General features: G+C 70.7%; 15 protein-coding genes. 8 read left to right on the top strand and 7 right to left on the bottom strand.

Annotation, left to right across the window (positions count from 1 at the left end; genetic code table 11):
* Positions 1–9 precede the first annotated feature (9 nt).
* Positions 10–390 (bottom strand): VOC family protein, encoded by a 381-nt coding sequence (locus tag EOD42_RS10955; protein ID WP_127787560.1) that lies wholly within the window; start codon positions 388–390, stop codon positions 10–12.
* A gap of 65 nt (positions 391–455) precedes the next feature.
* Between EOD42_RS10955 and EOD42_RS10950 the strand changes: the two genes are divergently transcribed.
* Complete coding sequence (locus EOD42_RS10950; RefSeq protein ID WP_127787559.1) at positions 456–1,475, top strand: NADP-dependent oxidoreductase; 1,020 nt, start codon at positions 456–458, stop codon at positions 1,473–1,475.
* On the opposite strand, the gene EOD42_RS10945 is transcribed toward EOD42_RS10950, so the two are convergent.
* Both EOD42_RS10945 and EOD42_RS10940 read right to left on the bottom strand, forming a co-directional pair.
* Positions 1,472–2,323, bottom strand: coding sequence for an SAM-dependent methyltransferase (locus EOD42_RS10945; protein ID WP_127787558.1), 852 nt, complete (start codon positions 2,321–2,323; stop codon positions 1,472–1,474). The two genes, EOD42_RS10950 and EOD42_RS10945, sit on opposite strands and share 4 nt — an antisense overlap.
* The gene (locus tag EOD42_RS10940; RefSeq protein ID WP_127787557.1) at positions 2,323–2,679 is read right to left on the bottom strand and encodes a hypothetical protein; all 357 of its coding nucleotides are present in this window, start codon (positions 2,677–2,679) and stop codon (positions 2,323–2,325) included. The genes EOD42_RS10945 and EOD42_RS10940 overlap by 1 nt, the downstream gene beginning before the upstream one ends.
* 77 nt (positions 2,680–2,756) lie before the next feature.
* Here EOD42_RS10940 and EOD42_RS10935 point away from each other — a divergent pair, with 77 nt between their 5' ends.
* The 3 genes from EOD42_RS10935 (at position 2,757) to EOD42_RS10925 (ending at position 8,261) form a co-directional block, all read left to right on the top strand.
* Positions 2,757–3,710: an ArsR/SmtB family transcription factor gene (locus EOD42_RS10935; protein WP_127787556.1), complete on the top strand. Its 954-nt coding sequence runs from the start codon at positions 2,757–2,759 to the stop codon at positions 3,708–3,710.
* A 13-nt stretch (positions 3,711–3,723) separates the two neighbouring features.
* Positions 3,724–7,230, top strand: coding sequence for a methionine synthase (gene metH, locus EOD42_RS10930; protein WP_127787555.1), 3,507 nt, complete (start codon positions 3,724–3,726; stop codon positions 7,228–7,230).
* A gap of 113 nt (positions 7,231–7,343) precedes the next feature.
* Positions 7,344–8,261, top strand: coding sequence for a Bug family tripartite tricarboxylate transporter substrate binding protein (locus EOD42_RS10925; protein WP_164867882.1), 918 nt, complete (start codon positions 7,344–7,346; stop codon positions 8,259–8,261).
* A gap of 235 nt (positions 8,262–8,496) precedes the next feature.
* Here EOD42_RS10925 and EOD42_RS10920 read toward each other — a convergent pair whose 3' ends face one another.
* The 4 genes from EOD42_RS10920 to EOD42_RS10905 are packed head-to-tail and all read right to left on the bottom strand — an operon-like array spanning position 8,497 to position 11,959.
* Entirely contained in the window at positions 8,497–9,249 is a 753-nt protein-coding gene (locus tag EOD42_RS10920; RefSeq protein ID WP_127787553.1) for an enoyl-CoA hydratase-related protein, read from the bottom strand.
* 30 nt (positions 9,250–9,279) lie between these two features.
* Positions 9,280–10,509 (bottom strand): molybdopterin molybdotransferase MoeA, encoded by a 1,230-nt coding sequence (locus EOD42_RS10915; RefSeq protein WP_127787552.1) that lies wholly within the window; start codon positions 10,507–10,509, stop codon positions 9,280–9,282.
* Entirely contained in the window at positions 10,509–11,000 is a 492-nt protein-coding gene (mobB, locus tag EOD42_RS10910) for a molybdopterin-guanine dinucleotide biosynthesis protein B (RefSeq protein WP_127787551.1), read from the bottom strand. Before mobB ends, EOD42_RS10915 begins: the two co-directional genes overlap by 1 nt.
* Complete coding sequence (locus EOD42_RS10905) at positions 11,000–11,959, bottom strand: LysR family transcriptional regulator (RefSeq protein WP_127787550.1); 960 nt, start codon at positions 11,957–11,959, stop codon at positions 11,000–11,002. Before EOD42_RS10905 ends, mobB begins: the two co-directional genes overlap by 1 nt.
* Before the next feature lie 108 nt (positions 11,960–12,067).
* Here EOD42_RS10905 and EOD42_RS10900 point away from each other — a divergent pair, with 108 nt between their 5' ends.
* The 4 genes from EOD42_RS10900 to EOD42_RS10885 are packed head-to-tail and all read left to right on the top strand — an operon-like array spanning position 12,068 to position 15,531.
* The gene (locus tag EOD42_RS10900) at positions 12,068–12,499 is read left to right on the top strand and encodes a DoxX family protein (protein ID WP_127787549.1); all 432 of its coding nucleotides are present in this window, start codon (positions 12,068–12,070) and stop codon (positions 12,497–12,499) included.
* 46 nt (positions 12,500–12,545) lie between these two features.
* The gene (locus tag EOD42_RS10895) at positions 12,546–13,610 is read left to right on the top strand and encodes a DmpA family aminopeptidase (protein ID WP_127787548.1); all 1,065 of its coding nucleotides are present in this window, start codon (positions 12,546–12,548) and stop codon (positions 13,608–13,610) included.
* Positions 13,607–14,740, top strand: coding sequence for an MFS transporter (locus EOD42_RS10890; protein WP_127787547.1), 1,134 nt, complete (start codon positions 13,607–13,609; stop codon positions 14,738–14,740). Before EOD42_RS10895 ends, EOD42_RS10890 begins: the two co-directional genes overlap by 4 nt.
* Positions 14,737–15,531, top strand: coding sequence for a ribonuclease H-like domain-containing protein (locus EOD42_RS10885; RefSeq protein ID WP_164867881.1), 795 nt, complete (start codon positions 14,737–14,739; stop codon positions 15,529–15,531). The genes EOD42_RS10890 and EOD42_RS10885 overlap by 4 nt, the downstream gene beginning before the upstream one ends.
* Positions 15,532–15,541 lie beyond the last annotated feature (10 nt).

The raw sequence follows: 15,541 nt of genomic DNA, 5'->3' as shown, positions 1-15,541 counted from the left end.
CCGGCGGGGTCAGGCCCGCTCCAGCAGCTCGATCGAGCTGCCGTCCGGCCCCTCGATAAAGCAGATGCGCAGGCCGGGGCGCGGGCTGGTGATGGGCTTGGACAGCTTGCCGCCCTTGGCCGTGACATGCGCAACGGCCGCCTCGATGTCCTTCACCGTGATGCCGATATGCTCCAGCCCCAGGAAGGGTGCGGGCGGCGGCGCGCCGGTGCCCGCGGCCACTTCCTCGATGAACAGCTTCAGCCCCGCCAGCTCGATCATCACGCGCAGCTTGTCGCCGTTCATCACCTCCCCGATCTCGGAGGCACCAAAGGCGGCCTTCCACCAGTCGGCGGCGGCGCGCGGGTTGAGGCTGCGGTAATGGAGGTGGTCGATGGCGGTGACCTGCATGGGGCCCTGTTCCTTCATGGGACGATGGGGTTAGCCTCGCCTGAAACCTGACCGAGGACAACGCCGTGACCGAGACCAATCTGGCCGTTCTGCTGCGCGCCCGCCCGCAGGGCGCGCCCGTGCTGTCCGACTTCGACATCGTAGAGCACGCCATCCCCAAGCCCGCCGAGGGCCAGGTGCTGGTGCGCGCGCGCTATCTCAGCCTCGACCCCTACATGCGCGGGCGGATGAGCGACGCGAAAAGCTATTCCAAGCCCGTCGAGATCGGCGCGGTGATGGAAGGCCAGACCGTGGGCGAGGTGGTGGAGAGCCGCCACCCGGATTTCCGGCCGGGCGACACGGTGCTGGGCGGCTATGGCTGGCAGCGCTTCTCGGCCGTCGATTCCTCGCGGCTGTGGAAGATCTCGCCGCATGATGCGCCGCTGTCCTGGAACCTGGGCGTGCTGGGCATGCCGGGGCTGACCGGCTGGTGGGGGTTGAAGGAGATCGGCCAGCCCAAGGCCGGCGAGACGCTGGTGGTCTCGGCGGCCTCGGGCGCGGTGGGCCAGGTGGTCGGGCAGCTCGGCAAGATCGCGGGCGCGCGGGTGGTGGGTGTCGCGGGCGGGGCGGCGAAATGCGCCTTCGTGACCGATGAGCTGGGCTTCGATGCCTGCGTGGACCACCGCGCGCCGCTGGACCCGGCGCTGGATGCCGCCTGCCCGGCCGGCATCGACGTGTACTGGGAAAACGTGGGCGGCGCGGTGCAGGCCGCCGTGTTCCCGCGCTTCAACGATTTCGGCCGGATGGTGATGTGCGGGATGATCGCGCAGTACAACACCGCACCCGGGGCCGATGCCTCCGGCGCGCCGGCCGGGCCCAATCTGGGGCCGGTGGTGCGCAAGCGGCTGCGGATCCAGGGCTTCATCGTCAGCGACCATGGCTGGGCGCAATACCCGGCCTTCCGCGCGGAAATGCTGGGCCATATCGCGGCCGGGCAGATGAAGGTGAAGGAGGACGTGACCGAGGGGCTGGAGAACGCCCCGGAAGCCTTCCTGGGCCTGCTGGAAGGCAGGAACTTCGGCAAGGCCGTGGTGAAGGTTCTCTAGGCAGGCCGCCTGGCGGTCAGCATGCGATAGCGCATGCTGCCGTCGGCCAGCAGCGTCTCCAGCGTCATGCCGCCCAGATCGGCCTCGCTGCGGTAACCCAGGCCGAGCAGGCGCTTCCACCGTGCCTCCCGCGCGCGGGCGGCGATGCGGGGCGCCAGTTCCGCCATCGGGCGGCTGAGCGTCAGCGGCGTCAGGTCGATCTCGGGGCCAGGCTCCAGCCCGGCGGCGGCGGCATGGGCCAGCCAGGCGGCGCGGCCCGGCGCCACCGGCGCGCGCCAGCAGCGGCGGAAGGTATCCACCCGCGTGGCGGCCTCGGGCGGCAGCGCGTCCTCGGGCATGTCATCCACGATCGTCAGCCAGCCGCCAGGCGCCAGCCGTGCCGCCAGCGCGGCGATGGTGCTGCCCGGATCGGGGGAATGGATCAGGCTCTCGATGCCGTAGATCCAGTCGAAGGGGCCGGGCGGCGGCGCATCGAAGCTGCCGACTTCGAGCCGCACATCGGGCAGGCCGCGCGCGGCGGCTTCCTCGTTGCCGCGCTTCACCTGCACGTCCGACAGGGTGATGCCCAGCCACTCCCCGCCCAGCTTCGGCGCCAGGTCCAGCATGGTGGCGCCATAGCCGCAGCCGGCATCCAGCACGCGGGGGTTGGCGGGCAGCGGGATGGCGCCGGCCATCAGCCGGTGCACCACGCCGGGGCTGGTCTCTCCGCCATCGGGGTCGCGCAGGGCGCGGTGCACGGGCTGGGCGCCGTTGCCGGTCTCGCCGCGCATCACGCGCATCCATTCCAGCTTGTCCAGCCAGCGATAGTATTTCGCCACGTCGCGGCGATGGGCTTCCGCGGTCGCCATCAGGCGGGGCGGAACCGGGCGACGGTGAGAATATCCCTGGTCATGGCTTCCTCGATCATGGCGCGGCCGCGCGGGGTGCGGGGCATGGCGATCACCCGGTCGAACCAGGGCCCGCCCATGGCGCGGTCCCGGAACAGGGTGGCGAGCGCCGCCGGCACCGCCCCCTGCCCCTGGCAGCAGGCGCAGGCGGCCGGGTGGGGCATGCCCTCATCCGGGGTGAACAGGATGGCGGGCGTGCCGGCGGGCAGGCCGGCCGGCAATTCGGCCTCCGCCAGCAGGGCATAGCCGCCGCCGGGGGGCAGTTCGGGCGCTTCCTCGACGGAAACGGGCACGCGGGCGTCGATCTTCCAGCTCATTCGATAGACATAAGGATATCTTTATGTGATAGAAGGGGCTGCCTAGCCTTTGCCCCCATACCATGTAAGCGGACCTCATGGACACCATCCTCACCCAGCTGCGCGCCGCGGCCGAGCCGACCCGGCTCCGCCTTCTCGCGCTCTGCGCGCGCGGTGCCCTGTGCGTCAGCGACATGTGCGACGTGCTGGGCCAGTCCCAGCCGCGCCTGTCCCGCCACCTGAAGCTGCTGGTGGAGGCCGGGCTGCTGGAGCGCATCCCCGAAGGCGCCAACGCCTATTTCCAGCTGCCGCGCGGCAATGCCCTGCTGGGCGACATCCTGGCCCGCCTGCCGGAGAACGACCCGCTGCTGGCACAGGACCGCCGCCAGGCCGCCCGCATCGCCGCCGAGCGCGCCCGCGCCGCCAGCGACGCCTTCGTGCGTGACGGCGCCGATTGGGACGAGATGCGCGCGCTCGACTTGCCGGCGGCGGCCATGGAGCAGGCCATGCTGGCCGCCCTGCCCGCCCATGTCGGCCGCGTGCTGGATATCGGCACCGGCACCGGCCGCCTGCTGGAGCTGCTGGCCGAACGCGCCGACAGCGCGCTGGGCGTGGATGCCAGCCGCGAGATGCTGGCGCTGGCCCGTGCCCGCCTGGCCGAGCGCGGCCTGGCCGCCCGCGCCCATGTGCGCCAGGCGGACATGTACCGCCTGCCCTTCGCCGATGCCTCCTTCGAGGTGGTGGCCATGCAGATGGTGCTGCACTACGCCGAGGACCCGGCCGCCGCGATCCAGGAGGCAGCCCGCGTGCTGACCCCGGGCGGGCAGCTGCTGCTGGTGGATCTGGCCGCGCATGAGCGCACGGAACTGATGGCCCGCCATGCCCATCGCTGGCCGGGCTTCACCGATGGGCAGCTGGACGGCTGGCTGAATGCCGGCGGCTGTGCCATGCGCCGGGTGGAACGCATCCCCGGCCCGCTTTTCGTGGGGCTGTGGCTGGCCGAGCGCCAGGCCGCCGCCACCACCACTTCCGAACCTGCCTTCGCTCTCTAAGAAAGAAACGCCTATGTCCCGTCCGCATCTGCTCGAAGCGTTGAAGTCCCGCGTGCTGCTGTGCGACGGCGGCACGGGCAGCATCGTGCAAGGCATGACGCTCGACATCGAGCGCGACTATTGGGGCAAGGAGAACTGCACCGACGTGCTGGTGCTGTCGCGCCCCGACATGGTGCGTGAAATCCACCGCGGCTACTACGCCGCCGGCGCCGACATGGTGCTGACCAACACCTTCGGCGGCAGCCCGATCACGCTTGAGGAATTCGAACTCGGCTCCCGCGCCTTCGAGCTGAACAAGAAGGCGGTCGAGATCGCGCGTGAGGCGGCCGAGGAGTTCGTGGACGGCCGCCACCGTTGGGTGGTGGGCGACATCGGCCCGGGCACCAAGCTGCCGAGCCTGGGGCACATCGACTACGACACGCTGGAAGCAGCCCTGACCGTGCAGTGCCGCGGCCTGATCGCGGGCGGCGCCGACGCGCTGCTGACCGAGACCAACCAGGACACGCTGTTCATCAAGGCGGCCGTGAACGCCGCCAAGATCGCCCGCGCCGAGGTGGGCAGCGACATCCCCATCTTCGTGCAGGTCACGGTCGAAACGACGGGCACCTTGCTGGTCGGGCCCGACATCGCGGCGGCCTCCACCGTCGCGCATTCGCTGGACGTGCCGCTGATGGGGCTGAACTGCGCCACCGGCCCGCAGGAAATGGCCGAGCACGTCCGCTTCCTGTCGCAGAACTGGCCCGGCCTGATCTCCGTGCAGCCCAATGCCGGCCTGCCGGAGCTGGTGGACGGCAAGACGCACTACCCCCTCGCGGCGCCCGACATGGCGGTGTGGATGGAGCGGTTCGTGACCGAATACGGCGTGAACCTGATCGGTGGCTGCTGCGGCACCAACACCGCCCATATCGGCCAGCTGGACGACATGCTGCGCCGCCTGGGCGGGGCCAGCCACCGCCCGGCGCCCGTGGCGCGCAAATACCACTGGATCCCTTCCGTGGCCTCGCTCTACGGCGCGACGTCGCTGCGGCAGGAAAACGCCTATTTCTCGATCGGTGAGCGCTGCAACGCCAATGGCTCCAAGGCGTGGCGCGAGCGCCAGGCCGCCCATGACTGGGACGGGTGCCTGGCCATCGGGCGTGAGCAGGTAGGCGAAGGCTCCAACAGCCTCGACATCTGCACCGCCTTCGTCGGTCGCGACGAAATGGCCGAGATGAACGAGGTGATCCGCCGCTTCACCGCCAGCGTGAACGCGCCGCTGGTGATCGACAGCACGGAAACCCCGGTGATCGAGGCCGCGCTGAAGCTGCATGGCGGCAAGCCCATCATCAACTCGATCAACTTCGAGGACGGCGAGGGCGCGGCGCATGACCGCATGAAGCTGGCCAAGAAGTTCGGCGGCGCGGTCATCGCGCTGACGATCGACGAAGTGGGCATGGCCAAGACTGCCGAGGACAAGCTGCGCATCGCGACGCGCCTGGTGGAATTCGCCTGCGACAAGTACGGCCTGCCGCAATCCGATCTGATGATCGACCCGCTGACCTTTACCATCGCCACCGGCAATGAGGACGACCGCAAGCTCGGCGTCTGGACGCTGGACGGCATCCGCATGATCCGGGAGAAATTCCCCGACATCCAGATCATCCTCGGCCTGTCCAACATCAGCTTCGGCCTGAACCCCGCCGCGCGCCACGTGCTGAACAGCGTGTTCCTCGACCACGCGGTGAAGGCCGGCATGACCGGCGCCATCGTGCATGTGTCCAAGATCAAGCCCCTACACCTGATCCCGCCCGAGGAGGTGAAGGTGATGGAGGATTTGATCTATGACCGGCGAGAGGAAGGCTACGACCCGCTGCAGAAGCTGCTGGAGATGTTCGCCGGCCGCAAGGCCGCCGATGCCGTGGCCAAGGTGCGCGCCGAGACCCCGGAAGGCCGCCTGAAGGACCGCATCGTCGACGGCGACCGCAAGGGGCTGGAGGACGACCTGAACGAGGCGCTGGCCAAGGGCATGGCGCCGCTGGCCATCATCAACGACGTGCTGCTGGACGGCATGAAGGTGGTGGGCGAGCTGTTCGGCGCCGGCAAGATGCAGCTGCCCTTCGTGCTGCAATCCGCCGAGACGATGAAGACCGCCGTCGCCTTCCTCGAACCGCTCATGGAACGCGTCGAGGGCCAGGAAAAGGGCATCATGGTGCTGGCCACGGTGAAGGGCGATGTGCACGACATCGGCAAGAACCTCGTGGACATCATCCTGACCAACAACGGCTACAAGGTCGTGAACCTCGGCATCAAGGTGCCGCTGGCCGACATGGTGGCCGCCGTGCGCGAGCATAAGGCCCATGCCATCGGCATGTCCGGCCTGCTGGTGAAGTCCACCGTCGTGATGCGCGAGAACCTGGAGGAAATGCACCGCCTCGGCCTCGACGTGCCCGTGCTGCTGGGCGGTGCCGCACTGACCCGCAACTATGTCGAGGACGATTGCGTCCGTGCCTATGCCGGCGGCGAGAGCAGCGGCCGCGTGGCCTATGCGCGCGATGCCTTCGACGGGCTGACGCTGATGGACAAGGTGGTCGGCAACGGCTTCGACGACTACCTGTCCGCGCTGCAGACCAAGCGCGTCGGCAAGTCCCGCAACGAGAAGCGCACGCTGGGCACCGCCGACCCGCGCGGCTTCGCACCGGTGGACGTGAACTACGCCCAGGGCCGCCGCAAGCGGATGATGGACGGGCTGGCCCCGGTCACGCCGCCCTTCTGGGGTGCCAAGGTGATGGAGGCCGCGCCGAAGGCCCTGGTGCCCTTCATCAATGAGCGCAGCCTGTTCCAGTTCCAGTGGGGCTTCCGCAAGGCCGGCCGCAGCCTGGAAGACTTCCTGGGCTGGGCGAAGCAGGAGCTGCGCCCGGTGCTGCGCCGCATGCTGACGCTGACCGAGGAGCAGGACATCCTGAAGCCGCAGGCGATCTACGGCTATTGGAAGTGCGCCGGCCAGGGCAACGACGTGGTGCTGTTCGAGGAGGACGGCGTGACCGAGGCCGCGCGCTTCACCATGCCCCGCCAGCCGAAGGAGGATGGCGACTGCATTGCCGACTTCCTGCGCGACATCGAGGACCCGGTGCGCGACGTGATCGGCCTGCAGGTCGTCACCGTCGGCCAGAAGGCCAGCGACGTGGCGCGCGAGTGGTTCGAGGGCAATCGCTACCAGGACTACCTGTACCTGCACGGCCTCTCGGTCGAGATGGCGGAGGCGATGGCCGAATACGTCCATAAGCGCATCCGCGCGGAGCTGGGCTTCGCCGCCGAGGACGAGCCCGACATCGAGAAGATGCTCTCCCAGGGCTATCGCGGCGGGCGCTATTCCTTCGGCTATCCGGCCTGCCCGAAGCTGGAGGACCAGGAGCCGCTGCTGAAGCTGCTGAAGGCGGAGCGCATCGGCGTCTCCATCAGCGACGAATGGCAGCTGCACCCCGAGCAGTCGACCAGCGCGATCGTGCTGCACCACCCCAAGGCCAAGTACTTCATGGTCTGACTTGGCATCAGGCTTGCAACGCCCCCTGCGCCGGGTCTCGGAACAGGGGGTAGCGCATGCGTCTGCTGCGGAAAGTGATACTGGGCCTGATGGCCTGCATGGTTTGCGGGCATATGCCGGCAAATGCCCAGGAATGGCCGTCCCGGCCGATCCGCATCGTGGTGGTGTTCCCGCCCGGCGGCAGTTCCGACATCGTGGCCCGCGTGCTGGCGGAAACCATCGCCCCCCGGCTGAACGCCCGCATCGTGGTTGACAACCGCCCGGGGGCCGGCGGCACCGTCGCCGCGCTGCATGTGGCCCAGCAGCCGGCCGACGGCTACACGCTGATGCTGTCCAACACCGCGCCCATCGTCACCTCCCCGCCGATCTACCGGCAGGCGGGCTATGACCCGATGAACGGCTTCACCCACATCGCCTATATCGGCGCCACGCCGATGGTGGTGGTCACGCACCCCTCCGTGCCCGCGCGCGACATGACCTCGCTGATGGCCTGGATGCGGGCGCAGCGCACGCCGCCGGTCTACGGCACCTCCGGTGTCGGATCCGTGGGCCATATCCTCGGCTCGATGTTCGAGACCCGCACCGGCATCGCGCTGACCCACGCGCCCTATCGCGGCGCCCAGCCCATGCAGACGGACCTGATGGGCGGCTCCATCCTGCTGTCCTTCGACACGCTGCCCGAGAATGTCGAGAATGTCCGCGCCGGGCGCACCCGCGCCTATGCCGTCAGCGGCGCTGTCCGCAGCCCCATGCTGCCCGAGGTGCCCACCACCGCCGAGGCCGGGCTGCCGGGCCTGCTGGCGGAAAACTGGCTGGGCCTGGCAGGCCCCGCCGGCATGCCCGCGCCGGTGGTGGCGCGCCTGCACAGCGAGGTGAACTGGGCCCTGACCCAGCAGAGCATGCTGGACCGCCTGGCGCAGTTCGGCATCACGCCGGGCACCATGAGCCAGCCGGAATTCGTCGAGTTCGTGCGCACGCAGATCGGCACAATGGGTGAGGCGGTGAAGGCGATGAACCTGTCGGTGAACTAGGCCGGGGCCGACCAAGGGGCCCTGCCCCTTGGAACCCCGCCAGGACCGTAGCGGCCCTGGACCCCGGGGAGTTGGCACAACACCCTGACAGTCTTGATTATTATAATAAAATTGGCGGCCCGCCTGCAAGAGGTGGGCGCCAACTGATATCAGGTCCAGGAGATATTATCTCCTGGCGAGGAGTTTGAGGGGCAGAGCCCCTCAATTGGGGGTTCGGGGGCAAAGCCCCCGCCTTTCACCCCTTCGCCTTGCTCAGGAACGCCTGGAACGCCGCCTGTGCCTCCGGGCTGCGCAGGGCCGCGCTGAACACCACGCGTTCCTCATCCATCACCTGTTCCAGCTGGTCGCGCTGGGGCGCCAGCAGCAGGCGCTTGCTCTGCGCCAGCGCGTTGGGCGGCAGGGCGGCCAGGGTGCGCGCGCGCTCCATGGCCACCGCCTCCACCTCGGCATCCGCGGGCGCTTCCAGCGCCAGGCCCCAGCGCGCGGCCTGCTCGCCGGAGAACGCCTCGCCCGCCATCAGCAGCCAGCGGGCGCGGGCATCGCCCACCCGCTGCGCCAGCAGGATCGAGGACCCGCCCTCCGGCGTCACGCCCAGGCGGGTGAACGGGATCTGGAAACGTGCCGTCGCGCTCGCGATCACCACGTCGCAGTGCAGCAGCATGGTGGTGCCGATGCCGACCGACACGCCGCGCACGGCGGCGACCACGGGCTTCGGAAACACGCGGATCACGCGCAGGAAATCGAAGGCGGAGCTCGGCCGGTTCTCCTGGTTGCCGGCGGCGGCGAAGTCCTTCAGGTCGTTGCCGGCGGTGAAATCGGTGCCGCCGGCCAGCAGCACCACGCGCACCTCCGGGTCCTCGGCTGCGGCCTGCAGGCCCTCGGCCAGGGCCTCGTACATGGCCAGGGTCAGCGCGTTCTTCTTCTCGGGGCGGTTCAGGCGCAGCTGCATCACGCCGTTCTCGACATGGCGCGTGACGAATTCGGTCATCGGGTTTCCTCCTCGGTTAGGGAAACCCTGTCAGAAAATCGCGGCGAAGGGCAGCACCTGAACGAGGGTGCCGGGCTCCAGCCGCGTCATCTCCTCCGGCAACTCGCAGAAGGCGTCCGATCGGGTCAGGCTGGTCAGCAGGCCGGCGCCCTCGCGCTCGAAACGCTGAGCATCGGCACCGAGCCGCACGCGCAGGTATTCGCGCCGGCCCTGTTTCTTCTTGTGGGTGAAGCCCGCGGGCACCAGGAAGCGCGGCAGCGGGCGGTCGAGCGCACCGGCAAGGCGCAGCACCAGCGGCCGCGCCAGGTGCAGGAAGCACACCACGGCCGCCACCGGGTTGCCCGGCAGGCCCAGCACCGGGGTGCCGTTCACCACGCCGAGTGCCGCCGGCCGCCCCGGCTTCACCGCCAGCCGCCAGAACACCAGGCTGCCGAAGCTCTCGATCGCGGCGCGGACATGGTCTTCCTCGCCGGCGGAAACCCCGCCCGAGGTGATCAGCACGTCATGCTCGCGCGATGCGCGGTCCAGCGCGGCGCGGGTGGCCTCGGCGCGGTCGGGCAATATGCCCAGATCGCTGACCGCCACCGGCAGCCGCGCCAGCATGGCCATCAGCGTGAAGCGGTTGCTGTCATAGGTCTGGGCGGGGCCGAGCGGCAGGCCGGGGCTCGCCAGCTCATTGCCGGTGGAGAACACGCCCACGCGCACGGGGCGCCGGCATTCCAGCGTGGCGAAGCCGAGCGCCGCGGCCAGCCCGATCTCGGGCGCGGTCAGCAGCGTGCCGGGGGGCAGCGCCTCGGCGCCCAGGGGCACGTCCTCGCCGGCGGGGCGGCAGTTGGCGCCGCGCTTCAGGCCGGGCGGCAGCAGCAGGGCGTCGCCTTCCAGCACCGCGTCCTCCTGCATCATCACGGTGTCCGCGCCCTCGGGCATGGGCGCGCCGGTCAGCACGCGCATGGCGGTGCCGGGGGGCAGCGGCTGCGCCGCATCGCCCGCCGCCAGCCGCCCGGCCAGGGGCAGCCGCGTGCTGCCCTCGCCCAGGTTGGCATGGGCGAAGGCATAGCCATCCACCGCCGAGTTGAAGAAGGGCGGCAGCGGCGAACGCGCGACCAGCCCCCCGGCCAGCACCCGGCCGAGCGCGGCCATCAGCGGCAGGGTCTCGGTGCCCTCGATGGGCGGGATGCGCTCCGCGATCATCGCGGCGGCCGCCTCCACCGACAGAAGCTGGCCGCCGAAGGCGAAGCAGTCATCCGACAGCTGCGCCATTACAGCGGCTCCGCGAAGCGCAGCACCAGGTCGGCCACGGCGGGAATGTCGTCCAGATGCGCATGGGGCAGTGCGGCGGGCGCCACATCGGCGGCCACGGCCAGCACGCGCGGGTCATCGGGGTGCAGCCAGGGCTTGCCGTTGGCCGCGCGATGCACCTCGATCTTGGGGTGGCTGTCGCGCTTGAAGCCCTCGATCAGCACGATGTCCACCGTGTTCAGCCGCGCCAGCAGCTCGGCCAGGGGCGGCTCGGGCGCGCCGCGCAGCTCGGTCATCAGCGCCCAGCGGTTGGCGGAGCTGACCAGCACCTGCTCGGCGCCCGCTTCGCGGTGGGTGTGGCTGTCCTTGCCCGGCACATCCACGTCGAAGGCATGATGCGCGTGCTTCACGGTAGAGACGCGCAACCCGCGCCCCCGCAACTCGGGGATCAACCCCTTCAGGAGCGTGGTCTTGCCAGCCCCGCTCCACCCCGCCAGGCCCAGGATACGCATCAGGCCATCAAGCCCTGCGCGGGCATGGCGTCAAGCGGCGCTCCCGCCTCCGGCGTCTCACGCGCCAGGGCCAGGATCAGCCGGCGCATCCAGGCGTGGCCCTGGTCGGCCTCGAAGCGGCGATGGAAGATCAGCGACAGGCGGGTGTGCTTCGTCTCGATCGGCGGCGGGCGGCAGGCCAGCCCATGCGCCTCGGCCAGCATCCGCGCCAGCCTGGCGGAGCAGGTCATGATCATCTCGGTCCGCTTCAGGATCTCCGGCACGGCGGACAGATGCGCCACCACCGCGCCCAGCCGGCGCGGATGCCCCGCATCGCGCAGCGGCGCATCCAGCGCCCCGTTGCGGGAACCGTTGGGCGAATGCAGCAGGTGCGGGACGGAGACATAGCGCTCCACCGTCAGCTCACCCCGCGCCAGCGGGTGGTCGGGGCGCATCAGCACCATGAAGGCCTCCGGCAGCAGGCGCAGCTTGGTGTACAGCGCCGTGGGTTCCGGCAGCACGCCCACGGCCATCTGCGCCACGCTGGAATCCAGCAGGGCGAAGGCATTGGTGCGGTCGGCATGGGAAACCGCCAGCATGCAGCCCGGTGCCTCCCGCGCGATGGTCTCCAGCAGGGGCGGCACCAGCACGGCCTCCGCATACTCCGACATCGCGATGGTGAAGACGCGGTGCGCCGTCGCGGGGTCGAAGGGGGCGGAGGCGACGAGGGTTTCCTCCAGCCGGTCCAGCGCCTCGGCCACCGGCCCCATCAGGTTCAGGGCAAGCGCCGTGGGCTCGACACCGCCGGGGCTGCGCAGGAACAGCTCGTCATTCAGCGCGACGCGCAGCCGTGCCAGCGCATTGGAAACGGCGGGCTGGGTCAGCCGCAGGCGGCGGGCGGCGCGCGTCACGCTGCGCTCCCGCGCCACGGCGTCGAACACCCGCAGCAGGTTGAGGTCGAGCCCGGCCAGGCCGCTCATCGCGCGATCCCATCATTCATCACGGTGATAATGGTCCTTCACGCAATCTGTTGGAAGCGGGAAGGGGCATGCCGTAATTGGCGGGGTTGCAAGCAACCGGGACACCCCATGCAACCGAATCTGACGCCTTATGCGGCGCTTCTGCTGCGCCTTTCGCTCGGCGCCATCCTGCTGGCCCATGGCCTGTACATGAAGATCATGACCGTCGGCCTGACCAACGTCATGGCCTATTTCGGGCGGATCGGCTTCCCGCCGATCCTCGCGCCGATCGTGGCCTTCGGCGAGACGGCGGCCGGCATCGCGCTGGTCGTCGGCGTGATGGTGCGCCCGGCTTCGGTGCTGGTGCTGCCCATCCTGATCGGGGCGGCGCTGCAGCATACCGGAAATGGCTGGATGTTCGCCTCGCCGCGCGGCGGCTGGGAATTCCCGGTGCTGCTGATCGTGCTGGCGGTGGTCCAGGCGCTGCTGGGTGCGGGCGCCTTCGCGCTGGAGCCGGTGCGCGAGAAGCTGCGCAAGTTCCTGCCGGCCTGGGCTGTCTGAAGCCCGCCTGCCCTGCCATTCTGGGGCGGTCCAGCAGGAACGCCCCATGGCAGAACAAGCTACCTCCCCGCGCGCGCGGCAGTTCGGCATCGCGCCCGGGGTTCTGCGGCCGGGGCCGCTCAATGCCATCACCGATGTCGCGGGGGTGTCGGTCGGCCATGTCACGCTGATCGAGGGCGAGGGCGTGCGCACCGGCGTCACGGCCATCCGCCCGCATCCGGGCAACATCTTCCAGCACAAGGTCCCGGCCGGCTTCGCCTCGGGCAATGGCTTCGGGAAATTCGCGGGCTCCACCCAGATCGAGGAGCTGGGCGAGATCGAGACCCCCATCGTGCTGACCAACACCCTCTCGGTCGCCGAGGGGCTGGCGGGCCTCGTGGAATGGAGCCTGGCCCAGCCGGGCAACGGGGCCGTGCTGTCCGTCAACGCCGTGGTGGGCGAGACGAATGACGGCTTCCTGAACGACATCCGCGGCCGGCACGTCACCAAGGCGCATGTGCTGGCGGCGCTGGAGGCCTGCGCGCCCGGCCCGGTGGCCGAGGGCTGCGTGGGCGCGGGCACCGGCACCCGCGCCTTCGCCTGGAAGGGCGGCATCGGCACATCCTCCCGCGTCACGCCCAGGGCCGTGGGGGGCCACACGGTGGGCGCGCTGGTGCAGACCAATTACGGCGGGGTGCTGACCATGGACGGCGCGCCGATCGGGCAGCGCCTGGGCGAGTATTTCCTGAAGGACCAGCTGGACGACCACGCCGGCGACGGCTCCGTCGTGATCGTGCTGGCCACCGACGCCCCGCTGTCGGACCGCAACCTGAAGCGGCTGGCGGCACGCGCCTTCCTGGGCCTGGCGCGCACCGGCTCCTGCATGGCCAACGGGTCGGGGGACTATGCGCTGGCCTTCTCCACGGCCGAGGGCGTGCGCCGCACGCCCGAACGGCGCGCCGCCGCCACCACCATCGAGGATTGGCCGAACGACGCGATCTCCCCCCTGTTCCAGGCGGTGGTGGAGGCGGTGGAGGAGGCCGTCTGCAACGCCATGGTGGCCGCCACCGGCATGACCGGCCACCAGGGCCACCGGCTGGAGGCCATCCCGCACGAGGCGCTGGCCCGATGAACGGGCCCGCCGCGCGCATCGGGCTGATGGTCTTCGCCGCCGGGCTGACGACCACCCTGCCCCTGCCGCTCTACGTCGAATACGCGGGCGATGCGGGCAAGGGCGCGCTGGCCGCGGCCTTTGCCTGCTATGCGGGCGTGCTGATCCTGACGGCCCCGCTGCTGGGCCCGCTGCCGGACCGCATCGGCCGGCGGCGCTGCATGGTGCTGGGGCTGCTGGCCTGTGCCGTGTCCTCCCTGCTGCTGGCCATCTGGCCGGGGCTGGGCAGCCTGGCGCTGGCGCGGGTGTTCCAGGGGCTGGGCATGGGCTGCGTGGCCAATGCGGCGGGCGCCTGGGCCGCCGAGCTGCTGGAACGCCAGGGCACCGCGCCCGAGGATGCGAGCCGCCAGGGGGCCGCCGTGGTGGCGGCCGGAACCTCCGGCAGTTTCGGGCTGGGGTCGGTGCTGACGCTGCTGGCGCTGATGGCCTGGCCGGCCATGCGCCCGCCCGTCACGCTGCCGCTGCATCTGCTGCTGTTCGTGCTGTGCATCGCCCTGGCGCTGGCCCTGCCCGAGACGCGGCGCGGCCCGCCCGGCCCCGCGCTGCGCTGGCCGGCCTTTCCGCGCGGCACGCTGGCGTCCTCGCTGGGCATGGTGCCGGCCTGGGGGCTGACGGGGGTGGCCATCACCACCATCCCGGCGGCGCTGGCGGCCGCAGGGCAGCCGCGCGCCGGGGCCTGGGCGGTGTCGCTCATGATCCTGACCGGGCTGCTGGCGCAGGGGCGCACGCGCCGCCTGCCGCCCGGCCGCGCCCTGCGGCTGGGCATGCCGCTGCTGGTGCTGGGCGGCGGGGTGATGTTCTGGGGCGCGCAGGGCGGCGGGTTGCTGCCGCTGATGCTGGGGGCCGTCATCATCGGGCTGGCCGCCCATGGGCTGGTCTATCTGGGCGGGCTGGCCGCGGCCACCATCGCGGCACCCGATGACCGGCCGCGCGCCACGGCGGGCTTCTTCCTGATCGCGCATGTGGGCTTTTCCGCCGTTCCGCTGCTGGTGGGCATCGGCGCCGACCTGCTGGGCACCGGCACCGCCCTGGCGCTGATGTGGGCAGGCGTGCTGATCAGCACGGCAGTGCTATGGCGGGCCCTGCCATGACCGATCGCATCCTGGTGCTGGATATCGAGACCGTTCCCGACCTGGCCGCCGGCCGGGTGCTGCTGGGCGCCGCCGCCGAGGGGCTGGACGACGCCGCCCTGCGTGCCGCCCTCGGCGCGCGCTATGCCAGGCCCGGCGAGGACCCGGCCCATGCCTTCCTGAAGGCGCCGCTGCACCGGGTGGTGGTGCTGGGCGTGCTGCGCGCCCGCCGCGACGGCATGGGCGAGCCCTGGCGCGTCACCCAGCTGGACGCGCGCGCCACCGGCGAGGAGAGCGAGGCCGAGCTGCTGGAGAAGCTGGACCAGGCCTTCCGCAACCAGCCGGTGCTGGTGGGCTTCAACACCCAGGGCTTCGACCTGCCGGTGCTGCGCTACCGCGCCATGGCCCTGGGCGTGCCCATGCCCAACCTGTTCGGGCGCGGCGGGCGCGACTACGGCCATCGTTACGGCAACGACCACATCGACCTGTGCGACCGGCTTTCGGGCCACCGGGCCAGCACGCCCCCGTCATTGGCCGAATGCGCCGCGCTGCTGGGGCTGGATGCCAAGTCCTTCATGGGCGGCGCCGCGGTGGAGGCGGCGGCCGCCGAGGGCAAGCTCGCGGATGTCGCGGCCTATTGCGAGCAGGATGTGGTGAACACCTGGGCGCTGGCGCTGCGCTGGATGATGGCCACCGGCCTGCTGGGGGCCGATGACGCCCGCGCCAGCATGGCCGCCCTGGCCGATACGGTGGAAAGCTCGGGAAAGCCCCAGCTTTTGCCCCTGCTGGACGGTCTGCGGCAGCTGGCCTGAGGCCCGCCGC

Origin of the sequence: Rhodovarius crocodyli, assembly GCF_004005855.1 — a bacterium.
Taxonomy (GTDB): domain Bacteria; phylum Pseudomonadota; class Alphaproteobacteria; order Acetobacterales; family Acetobacteraceae; genus Rhodovarius; species Rhodovarius crocodyli.
This window is presented reverse-complemented; position numbering and strand designations above follow the sequence as displayed.